11 protein-coding genes are annotated in these 8,844 nt (G+C 37.9%); 5 read left to right on the forward strand and 6 right to left on the reverse strand.

The features are described from left to right. On the reverse strand, nt 1-300 hold a 300-nt coding region (locus tag AAC037_RS12655; protein ID WP_339903337.1), incomplete at its 3' end, for an inosine/xanthosine triphosphatase. Between the two features lie 30 nt (nt 301-330). Then, nucleotides 331-1,038 (reverse strand): YebC/PmpR family DNA-binding transcriptional regulator, encoded by a 708-nt coding sequence (locus tag AAC037_RS12660; RefSeq protein WP_339903338.1) that lies wholly within the window; start codon nt 1,036-1,038, stop codon nt 331-333. A 175-nt stretch (nt 1,039-1,213) separates the two neighbouring features. Here AAC037_RS12660 and AAC037_RS12665 point away from each other — a divergent pair, with 175 nt between their 5' ends. The 4 genes from AAC037_RS12665 (at nt 1,214) to AAC037_RS12680 (ending at nt 4,370) form a co-directional block, all read left to right on the forward strand. After that, nucleotides 1,214-2,536 (forward strand): NAD(P)/FAD-dependent oxidoreductase, encoded by a 1,323-nt coding sequence (locus AAC037_RS12665; protein WP_339903339.1) that lies wholly within the window; start codon nt 1,214-1,216, stop codon nt 2,534-2,536. A 96-nt stretch (nt 2,537-2,632) separates the two neighbouring features. Next, on the forward strand, nt 2,633-3,010 hold the full coding sequence (locus AAC037_RS12670; RefSeq protein WP_339903340.1) for a hypothetical protein: 378 nt from the start codon (nt 2,633-2,635) through the stop codon (nt 3,008-3,010). Nucleotides 3,011-3,311: 301 nt separating this feature from the next. Continuing rightward, nucleotides 3,312-3,923 (forward strand): TIGR04282 family arsenosugar biosynthesis glycosyltransferase, encoded by a 612-nt coding sequence (locus tag AAC037_RS12675; RefSeq protein WP_339903341.1) that lies wholly within the window; start codon nt 3,312-3,314, stop codon nt 3,921-3,923. A gap of 12 nt (nt 3,924-3,935) precedes the next feature. After that, entirely contained in the window at nt 3,936-4,370 is a 435-nt protein-coding gene (locus AAC037_RS12680) for a GyrI-like domain-containing protein (protein ID WP_339903342.1), read from the forward strand. A gap of 175 nt (nt 4,371-4,545) precedes the next feature. Here the strand turns inward: AAC037_RS12680 and AAC037_RS12685 are convergent, their stop codons facing one another. Beyond that, nucleotides 4,546-5,046 carry a hypothetical protein gene (locus tag AAC037_RS12685; protein ID WP_339903343.1) on the reverse strand — a complete coding sequence of 167 codons (501 nt, stop codon included), beginning with the start codon at nt 5,044-5,046 and terminating at the stop codon, nt 4,546-4,548. A gap of 279 nt (nt 5,047-5,325) precedes the next feature. Here AAC037_RS12685 and AAC037_RS12690 point away from each other — a divergent pair, with 279 nt between their 5' ends. Continuing rightward, nucleotides 5,326-5,622: a hypothetical protein gene (locus AAC037_RS12690; protein WP_339903344.1), complete on the forward strand. Its 297-nt coding sequence runs from the start codon at nt 5,326-5,328 to the stop codon at nt 5,620-5,622. Between the two features lie 56 nt (nt 5,623-5,678). On the opposite strand, the gene AAC037_RS12695 is transcribed toward AAC037_RS12690, so the two are convergent. The 3 genes from AAC037_RS12695 to AAC037_RS12705 form a co-directional block, all read right to left on the reverse strand. Further along, the gene (locus tag AAC037_RS12695) at nt 5,679-6,926 is read right to left on the reverse strand and encodes a PepSY-associated TM helix domain-containing protein (RefSeq protein WP_339903345.1); all 1,248 of its coding nucleotides are present in this window, start codon (nt 6,924-6,926) and stop codon (nt 5,679-5,681) included. Between the two features lie 674 nt (nt 6,927-7,600). Continuing rightward, entirely contained in the window at nt 7,601-8,212 is a 612-nt protein-coding gene (locus AAC037_RS12700; RefSeq protein WP_339903346.1) for a TonB family protein, read from the reverse strand. 137 nt (nt 8,213-8,349) lie between these two features. After that, on the reverse strand, nt 8,350-8,844 hold a 495-nt coding region (locus AAC037_RS12705), incomplete at its 5' end, for a TOBE domain-containing protein (protein WP_339903347.1).

Genomic DNA, 8,844 nt, shown 5'->3' on the forward strand with positions numbered 1-8,844 from the left:
AACCATTTGTTCGCCTACATGGTCTACACCGCCTTCTATGCCCACCCAGAAATCTGCTTCTGGGAAAGCGTTTTTGGAGGCGTAGGCTCTATTGTAAGCCCCTGTATAAGTTTCTACATCACCCTTGGGCTGGTCACTCACTTTAGAATCCACATTCAATCCCTGAACAATGAAACTATCATCAAATATACTTGAAAATGCATTTTCGGTGCATTTAACTTTTACAGGGTTTTTACTTCCGACGATTACTAACTGCTGTCTTTTCTGCTCCTGTAAATTTCTTCTTTTAGGGAATGCCATTATGTGAATTAAAATTGCTAAATATTTGCTTTAGGCCATATTATGGTAAACATGATTGACGTCATCGTCCTCTTCCATCCGCTCAATCATTTTGTTGATGTCTTCCTCTTGCTCAGAGGTTAATTCTGTGGTAGACATAGGAAAACGCTGCATTTCAGCACTTATTACTTCTATGCCTTTGTCTTCAAGTGCTTTTTGCATGTTTCCAAAGTCTTCGAAGGCAGTGTAAACAAAAATTTCCCCCTCATTCTCGTCTATATCTTCCAAACCATAGTCAATTAATTCCAATTCAAGTTCTTCCAAATCATAGTCGGCTTTGGCAAATCGGAATACCGCTTTTCTATCAAAGGTGAAGCTAACCGAACCACTGGTGCCCAATGAACCACCCGCTTTGGTAAAATAGTGTCTTACATTGGCAACGGTTCTATTGATATTGTCTGTAGAAGTCTCTACGATGACGGCAATGCCATGTGGGCCATACCCTTCATACACTACTTCTTCATAATCGCTTTCATCTTTATTGCTTGCCCTTGATATGGCAGCTTCTATCCTGTCTTTGGGCATGGAGGCACCCTTGGCATTCTGAATGATGGTCCGCAGCTTGGAATTATTAGCCGGGTCGGGTCCACCTGCCTTGACAGCCATGACAATTTCTTTGCCCAAGCGTGTAAACACCTTGGACATTTGACTCCATCTTTTGAATTTTCTTTCTTTTCTAAATTCAAATGCTCTTCCCATAATTTTTTATTTTTCCAATTTTGTAAAAATAATTAAATTTTTTGATAGGACTAATATCATTACAAAACTTACCACGACTAAACTAATCACAAGGTTTTGTGGATTTAATGAACTATGACACCCGATATACGTTTTATTTTTAGGTAATACAACCCTCATCTAAAAATTTTTAGTTATGGATCAACCCCTTCCAAACCTCCCTAAATTATCCCTTCCTCGAATAGTTATTATAGGTGCAGGATTCGCAGGTCTCAAGCTTGCCAGAAAACTAAAAAACAAAAACTATCAGGTGATCCTATTGGACAAAAACAATTATCACCAGTTTCAACCTCTCTTTTACCAGGTAGCCACGGCAGGATTGGAACCCAGTGCCATTTCATTCCCTTTGCGAAAGGTTTTTCACAATACTCCTAATGTGACCTTCCGAATGGCTGAAGCACAAAGAATCGATCAAGAAAAGAATCGGGTATATACTGACATCGGCTATTTGGACTATGATTACCTCATCTTAGCCATGGGAGCAGATACCAATTACTTTGGGATGAAAAACATTATGGAAAACAGTGTTCCCATGAAATCTGTCTCCGAAGCCTTATTTATAAGAAATAAAATAATCTCTAACTATGAAAGGGCCATCAATATTGCTGATCTAGACAAACGAAAAGCATTAATGAATGTAGTGATAGTGGGAGGAGGACCTACTGGGGTGGAATTGGCCGGAGCAATGGCCGAACTTAGGAATAAGGTTTTTCCAATGGACTATCCCCAGCTTAACTTTGACAATATGAAGGTGGTTTTGATAGAAATGGGGCCTTCTCTTTTGGCAGGAATGTCTCATTCTTCAGGCCAAAAGGCCAAAGAATACCTGGAAAGCCTAAAAGTAGATGTTATGCTTAATACTGCTGTTGAGAATTACGATGGGCTAAACGTCATTATCAATGGTGAAGAAAAACTTAAAACGAATACATTGCTTTGGGCCGCAGGGATTGCGCCCAACGGCATAGAAGGAATCGTAGACACACAAAAGTTCAAGAATGGGCGACTGCTGGTGGATGAATTCAACCTTGTTCACAACAGCAAAAACATTTATGCACTCGGAGATCTTTGTTTGCAACAATTGCCGGATTACCCTAAAGGCCATCCGCAAGTTGCACAAGTTGCCATTCAACAAGCAGATAACTTAGCGAATAATTTTCTGGGGCAATTAAAAGGAAAAGCACCAAAAGCTTTCCGTTACAAAGATCTGGGGAGCATGGCCACGGTTGGTAGGAAATTAGCTGTGGTTGACCTTCCATTTATTAAATTTCAAGGTATCCTTGCTTGGCTTACCTGGCTATTCGTCCATTTGATGGCAATTCTAGGTGTCAAAAACAGGATTTTTATTTTCCTTGATTGGTCTTGGAATTATCTGGCTTTTGATCCATCTCTAAGGTTGCTAATTAGGCCTACCTACGTAAAGCCCAAAGACAGGGAAGAATTAATTGAAGACAAAACCTAAAAATAAGGCTTTTTAACATTCCTTAACATCGGGTCATTAAACTTGTGTACTTGCAGCTGGTCTAACAGCTATACAAACACACAAAAAGTAAGAATTATGAAAAAGTTAGTAATTATTTGTGCATTGGTAGGAGCTACTTTTGCACAGGCCCAGGCCCAGGCCCAAAGGCAAGGAAATAGAGAAAGAGATCCCGAAAAAATGGCTGAAAGAATGAGTCAAAGAATGGGAGAAAAGCTTGACTTGACATCTGAACAGGAATCCCAATTGAAAAACCTCTTCATCGAAGATGCGAATAAGCGGAAAGAAATCGAAGAAGCCAGAAAAGCCGAAATGAAAGCCGCTAAAGAAAATCACCGGGAACAACTGGAGGCCATTCTAAGCCCCGAGCAGTTAGAAAAATGGAAAGCAGAAAGAAAAGAAATGGGTGATAAAATGCGAGAAAGAAGAAAAAGGCGTCGTGGCCCTAATGAATAATTGGCCGCTAAGGTGTCAAAAAAGGTATTGATGCTGTTTCAACCCTTGTTGTCAAAGCCTGAGAATGAGGATTGATAACACAGCAAAACCTAAGGTTTAGGTGCCTAATCATTAATCCTAAAGGTTCATTAGAAATGGACAAAGCATCAGACTTTATAATTATTATTCTGTACAGATTAGGTATCCCATTGCCTATTTGAGCCAAGGTTTCTATACGACCTAAACACTGTTGTTTTGGCCGTATAGAAACCATTGGCTTTTTTTATGCGTATAGCCAACTTAGTGTAATTTTACCCAGTCCATGAAAAAAGCCATCATTGTTTTCCAAAAATTTCCATCTCCAGGAAAAGTAAAAACCCGGCTAGCCGCGACTATCGGCAATGAGAAAGCCGTTTATATTTATTCCTATCTTTTAAACTATACCCATAAGATACTCTCCTCAATCAAGGCTGATGTTTTGATTTTTCATGAAGGCCAAATTGATAAACAACAATACGCAGAAGACAATTACTCTTTTTACCCACAATGCGGTAAAGACCTAGGACAAAAAATGAGCAACGCTTTTGACCAAACCTTTGAGCAAGGGTATGATCAAATTATCATCATTGGCACAGATTGTCTCGAACTTCGTTCTAGACATATTGAAGAGGCCTTTGCTTGCCTAAAAAATAATGATCTGATATTAGGCCCTGCCGAAGATGGGGGCTATTACCTGATCGGGCTGAATAAAAATGATGGACAATTGTTTGAAAACATAGTTTGGAGCAGTGATTCCGTATTTGCAAATACCATGGCCATTGCCACCGAAAAGCAGCTAAAAGTACATCTCTTGGAATGCCTCAATGATATCGATGAATATTCAGACTTAAATGATCAATTAATAGCACTCATTTCAGAAATTGATTCCAAATAATTAAAACCAAATATGCAAGCCCAAGCCCACATAGAAACCTTGAAAGCCAAACAACTGGTAGGCCTTAGTTGCTCAACGAGTCTCGTAAAAAATCAAACAGTGGCCTTATGGAAACATTTTATGAAAAATAGACCAACTCATTCGAGCGAATTTATCGCCATGCAGGTCTATGGACCGGACTATTTTACCTCTTTTGATCCCACAAAAGTATTTGAACAGTGGGCTTGTGTGGAAGTTGTTAATTTAGAAATTATTCCGGAGAATATGGTACCCTTTCTGATTCCTGCAGGCTTGTATGCCAAGTTTAATTATAAAGGCCCAAGTACAGACCATAGCATCTATGATTATATTTACAGGCAGTGGGTCCCACAATCAAAGTATCAATTAGACGATCGCCCTCATTTTCAGGTGATGGGAGAGAAATACAGCAATACCTCAGCAAGTTGAGAAGAAGAAATATGGATCCCAATTCTAAACAAAAAATCCTAATTAATCCCAATCTTGAACGCGGATTAGGCAATCGAGCCTTCGGTTTTACAGTGAAAATTTAAAAATAAAATAGAATCTGGGGACTTGTAATGATAGGTTCATGCTATTGAAGGCTTCGTCTAACTGATTTAAATTATAAAGGAGAAAATAAGACATACTCTTTTCGATTATAACTGGTAACAGGAATACAGATACTGGATAGTAAAGGACTACAGGTTTTGGTTATTTCTAAAATTTGCCTGTTACTTTTAAATGCTAAACCTAAAGTTGTATTTTCTATCACCTCAATCTCTGAAAGACCTTCGATTTCTTCAAATAGGTTAACACCTAAATTTAAAAGCCTACGTTCTTCTTCCAACACAAGTTCATTTCCTTCCAAAATATAATTTCCCACCAAATACATGGCATAGCCCAAAGTTTGATTGCTCTCCGGATCTTTAAAGTAAATATATCTAAAATACCTTCCGCTTTCATCAAACCCATAAGCATCTACTTGATTAACGCCCTGGTTTTCCATGTAAACTGAGTTTTCCCAGTTCCCAATAAGGCTTTGGACATTGATGTCTTGCTCCTCAACACAACCCACCCAAAATAAGGTTATGATAAGCATTAAAAAAATGGGATACCGTTTCATAATAATTTAATCTTGTTACCTATTTATGACGAACTTATGATCCATTCCGTCCTAAATAAAGCAAAATAAACTTTATTAATACAGTATAATCGTCTTTCCAATATTCTTAAAGAACTAAAAGTTAACTTTACATCTGGATTTCAGAATTAGTTCAAGTCAGCTGAAAGGCGAATATTTTCTACTTTTGGAATTAATTATTCATTAGCCTTAGGCCAAATTCAATAATCCAGAACCAATCTTTATAAAGATATCAAACCCCACCATACTCCCCTAAACCTAATGACTTTTTTATACCTCATATACATACTATTTGCCATTAATGTAGCGGTGGGCTTCAAAATCTACTTCAAGGTAAATGGCCTTTTAAAAAAACATAATCTTGCCATAAAAAAACAAAGCATCAACCTACAATATACTGCCAAGGAACTTGCCCAACTTTTTGAACAAACGGATTCGGAGGAATTAAAACTGCAAATCCATAAAATCATTCGCCAGACCAAATACAATTATTGGTTGGGCAGGATTTTCTTTGTCTTATTTATTGGCATAGTGATTTACCTAATTTTAGCACAATAAAAATTTACTCAAAACTAGTTCAAAATAACCACCTTCTACAAATACCACAACGGAGACTAAGCCAACTGTGCTTTCCTTTTATTCTTCTTTTTCGGTTTTTTCATTTTATTGATCCAAATCAAGGTACCAGTCACCGGTAGGCTTGTCGCAATTAAGCAGGAAATAAAATAGAGTAGCTTAGAAAAAGACCCATAAACATTGCCCAAATGTAGGGCTTTAATGGATCCGGATATGCGTTCATTCAAAGGCTTTTCCTTAAAAATATCTGCTTCCACAACCTCGGCACTTGCCACATCAAGAACCAATTTATCTGAGGCTGCCGGAGCAAAAAAACCAGCTTTTTTCTTGCTGATGCTAATGGTTTTGCCACCATCTTTAGGCAAGCTTAATGAATATTCTCCTTCATAATCCAAAACTTGGTCTGCACTGTATAAATAATCCTCTAGCGGCAATACCTCAATTTTTTCCGGCTTCTTTTGCTCTCCTTTACCTTTTTCTTTTTCCGCTCCAGCCGGACCATGTCCTCTTGCGCTTCTTTCCTTATAGGTTCCCAATGATTTTTGCAAGGCTTCTCTATACCATGGAAAGGAAAAGAAAGGCCCTGTCACACCCATTAAGAATAAAATGATGGCAGAATAAAATGCCAGAGAATTATGCAGATCATGGTTTATTCTCTTCCAATTTCCGCTCAATTTTACTTTTAATCCTTGACGCCAATGCTTCGCCTTGCGGGGCACCCATATCACCAAGCCGGTTAGCACACCTATGGTAAAAAGAATGGTGGAGGCTCCTGTAATATAGCTTCCCAATTTCCTGTTTTCTAAACCTTCAAATATTGGTTCTTCAATTTTGTCTAATAACAACCATCGGTGCAGGCTAAACATGTATCCCATAAAAGTCGCTGCAGCATTTTCTTCTTTGCTATTGCCCAGCATTTCACCGGTGTAGGGGTTAACGAAATAGGTGGTTCCGGACCTGCTTCTGTCTCCTTTTGCCCTGGCTGAAATCTGAAAGCTTCTTTCAGCATCTGAAGAAACCCTTACACCTGTAATGTTTCCATCAATCAGCTCCCTGTTTTTATCAAGTAATTCATTTGGAGAAAGCCTAGCTACACCATCAGTCTTGCTTACTTTATAAAGGTGAGAAGCATTCCATTCTCTAATTTCAGTATTGTAAACATATATTGTACCTGTGAGGCACACTACTAAAAGTACTATGCCACTAATCAACCCTGCCCACAGGTGTATGTCGTTGAAAAATTTCCTAGTTTTCTCCCACAAAGTGTTATTTTTTTGCTTCGCCATTTTCTTGGTTGTATTGATTTTGTAAACAACAGAGTAAATAACTCTTTCAAGCTATTTTCACCCTCAATATTTATAGGTTTCAAAACCCGTCTTTTTTCAAAATCATAACAAGCTTACCCTGCTGTGATTTATCCTCCGGACGGCCTTTAGTAGTAGACTACCGTATGAATTACCAAATTAAGTTTAGACCCATCACTAGAATTCTTTCCCTTAATCTTGTAGGAAAGGATGGAAACACAAATTTAAACATTATTTAGATTTAATCTAAGAAAGATTTAAATAAGCGACAAATATAAAAAAACCTCTCAATTGTAACGAAAGAATCGATAAAAAAATCAGGTCCGTAAGCAGCTAAAAAAGAGACCCTTAAAACCATCAGAATTTATTCAGGGGGTAAAAGGTTAAATTATTTTGGTGTTTTTTTGCAATGCCCATCCATCAAACCTTCAAAGGTTTTACTGAAGGACAGACGTAAAGCATAAATTCCCTACCGGAAAAAGTCAGTATTTTCCACAAAGAAACTTTCTCAAAAGTGCGATTGATTGCCATTTATCAAAGTAAAACACAGAACAAATCGAGAATATTTATTAGGATAAATGGTATTATCCCAGCCGAAAATTAAAATACAAAAGCACCAAACAATCCCTAGCTTCCCCATCTAAAGATAGCGGTATCTAGTCGTTCGGCATAAAAGATACCACCCTTAATGCCTCGGCATCTAAGGCCTTATCTCCGGGCTTGGGAATAAAGGGCCGGACCATTTCCCCTTCTTTGGTAATGGTCACCATCACACCTACTGTGCCGGAAACTCTTTTTGCCCTTGCAGCATGTGGATACTGTACATTATTGGCCAAAAAATACAAAAACTTAGCATCCCCGCCGAGCAATACAGGAATAGCGCCGGTTTCTAATGGTACCAACTCTTGGTCTTTTAAAATATATACCGCCTTAACGGCATTAAAATTTTGCAGGTATTCGAAACTTTTTGTTGTGTAATTGTACTTTTGGATTAAATGATTATCTGTATCAAAAAATTCCCAGCTACCGGACTTATTCCCCTGCCTAAACTGGCCCATCACCCGGAATCCCAACTTCCCCTTGTACTTCATTTCGGCAGCGCCTTCTTTTACTTGTGAGCCTTTAAGCACATGGTAAGTAAAAACTCTATTTGGATTTTTACTTTTCTCCTTTACTTTTTGAAGTTCTTGAGAGAAAGAGGAATATAATGCGGAACAACATAAGGTAATGGTAATTAAAGATTTTATCCTACTATTGTTCTTATTCATGGTTGAAAGGGCTTATTGAATGACTCAAAGTTACAATATTCTTTTAATTTACTAACCTTTTAGGAGTTCAATTTTTCAGCAAATAGTGCCTTGCAAAAAACAGCTTTTTATACCTATAAAATTATATGGCCAATATTTTAAAAAGCATCTTCCACCTTAAAAGACCTGAGGGTAAAAAACACATTGCTCCCAATGGTAAAAACCTTATTGGGTGATGATTTTACCAAAATTGATTTACCCAAATCATCTTCTAATGCTACCAGTTGGTGATCACCGTAGAAGGAACATTGCCTCACTGTTCCTATCAGGGCCTGTCTTAAGCCTTTTTTCACTTTGATCTCTTCGGGTCTAAAATTAATTTTCACCTTGTTATTAAAAACCTTGGAGCGCTCGTCATCTATAAACCCAAATGAAGTATAAAAACCATCATCTGTAGCCGTAGCTAGTATTTCATTTCTTTTTCCAAAGAAATTGGCTACATAAGAATTTAATGGCCGTTGATAAATATTTTGTGGGGTATCAATTTGTTGTAAATAGCCTTTATGAAACACAGCCAAGCGATCTGAAATAGCCATGGCTACAGCGCTATCACTTGTTTCCACCAAGACCGACATGCCGGCTTTTTTCAAACA

The organism is uncultured Cyclobacterium sp. (assembly GCF_963976465.1).
Taxonomy (GTDB): Bacteria; Bacteroidota; Bacteroidia; order Cytophagales; family Cyclobacteriaceae; genus Cyclobacterium.

Bases quoted from the DNA above. Each gene is read 5' to 3' on its own strand.
- AAC037_RS12660 (WP_339903338.1), bottom strand. From the start codon at position 1,038: ATGGGAAGAGCATTTGAATTTAGAAAAGAAAGAAAATTCAAAAGATGG.
- AAC037_RS12665 (WP_339903339.1), top strand. From the start codon at position 1,214: ATGGATCAACCCCTTCCAAACCTCCCTAAATTATCCCTTCCTCGAATA.
- AAC037_RS12670 (WP_339903340.1), top strand. From the start codon at position 2,633: ATGAAAAAGTTAGTAATTATTTGTGCATTGGTAGGAGCTACTTTTGCA.
- AAC037_RS12675 (WP_339903341.1), top strand. From the start codon at position 3,312: ATGAAAAAAGCCATCATTGTTTTCCAAAAATTTCCATCTCCAGGAAAA.
- AAC037_RS12680 (WP_339903342.1), top strand. From the start codon at position 3,936: ATGCAAGCCCAAGCCCACATAGAAACCTTGAAAGCCAAACAACTGGTA.
- AAC037_RS12685 (WP_339903343.1), bottom strand. From the start codon at position 5,046: ATGAAACGGTATCCCATTTTTTTAATGCTTATCATAACCTTATTTTGG.
- AAC037_RS12690 (WP_339903344.1), top strand. From the start codon at position 5,326: ATGACTTTTTTATACCTCATATACATACTATTTGCCATTAATGTAGCG.
- AAC037_RS12695 (WP_339903345.1), bottom strand. From the start codon at position 6,926: ATGGCGAAGCAAAAAAATAACACTTTGTGGGAGAAAACTAGGAAATTT.
- AAC037_RS12700 (WP_339903346.1), bottom strand. From the start codon at position 8,212: ATGAATAAGAACAATAGTAGGATAAAATCTTTAATTACCATTACCTTA.